This window comes from Variovorax sp. P4_D9 (assembly GCF_056401695.1).
In genome coordinates, this window is the sequence record NZ_JBFUIU010001610.1 from 1 (window position 1) to 893 (window position 893).

1 protein-coding gene is annotated in these 893 nt (G+C 64.4%); it reads left to right on the plus strand.

Features of this window, described 5'->3' with window-relative positions; translation table 11 throughout:
• Window positions 1–239: 239 nt before the first annotated feature.
• Window positions 240–893: hypothetical protein (locus AC1DY5_RS57245; protein WP_478122976.1), on the plus strand; the 654-nt coding region annotated here is incomplete at its 3' end.

Sequence of the window (893 nt, forward strand, 5' to 3'; positions counted from 1 at the left end):
CATCTAAACCTTTCGTTTTTGGGTGCACGTTGACCGGTGCGATTGATCGATGGTATTTTATCGTCCGCGTCATGATACAAAAACGAATGAAAAAACGCGCAAGGTTGATTCCGCCGGAATCTGAAATCTGATGAGAAAAGCACCCCCGACGGGGCTACACTGCGCGAGCGAATTCCGGCGTTGCGCCGCAGCTCGTCGCTTCGGCTATGGCGCACTGGACGCACCGCCCCGGAACATTCATGACTCGAGGCCTCGAATTCGACACCGGAGCGTGTATGCGCCTGAATGGATTCACCCGCTTTGCAGCCGTCTGTCTAGGCGTCGTCGGACTGCAGGTCGCGCCTGCTGCCGCCGGCGAGACGATTGAGTCCCCTACGACCGAGAAGGCGCAGGCCGCCTATGCGCGCTTCGCGACGGCTTTCGTTGGACGGCTGATCAAGGCCGGGGTGCCTTTCGAACTCTCCGGAGGCAAGTTCGCGGAAATCAACGAGCTCGCCCACCGCCAGGCTCTGCGCGGGTGCGATGACCGCAGGGAGCGCGATCCGGACCCCTTCGCGCCCGCTGACGCGCCGCCGCCGCCAATCGTCTTCAATTGCACCTGGGAATCCGGGGAGCGAATCAGCCTGACCCGCGCGCCCAGCACAGGCACCTGGGTCGTAAGCGACGACGTTATCGCCGCCGCTGGCGCCGGGATCCTGCTGGTGGGTTCGGAGCAGCAGACTCAAAAGGTTGTCGCGGTGCCAACCGCGCCGAAGAAGGCTCCGGAGCTACCCGTCGTGGACGTGCCGGCATCTCCGGCCGCAGTGGCGTCGATTGCGCCCCCGGCGGTCTATTCCGGGGCGAACCTGCAGGCGATGCCGAGCCCGTTCGTGCCGCCAGCGCGCGCCGAGCCG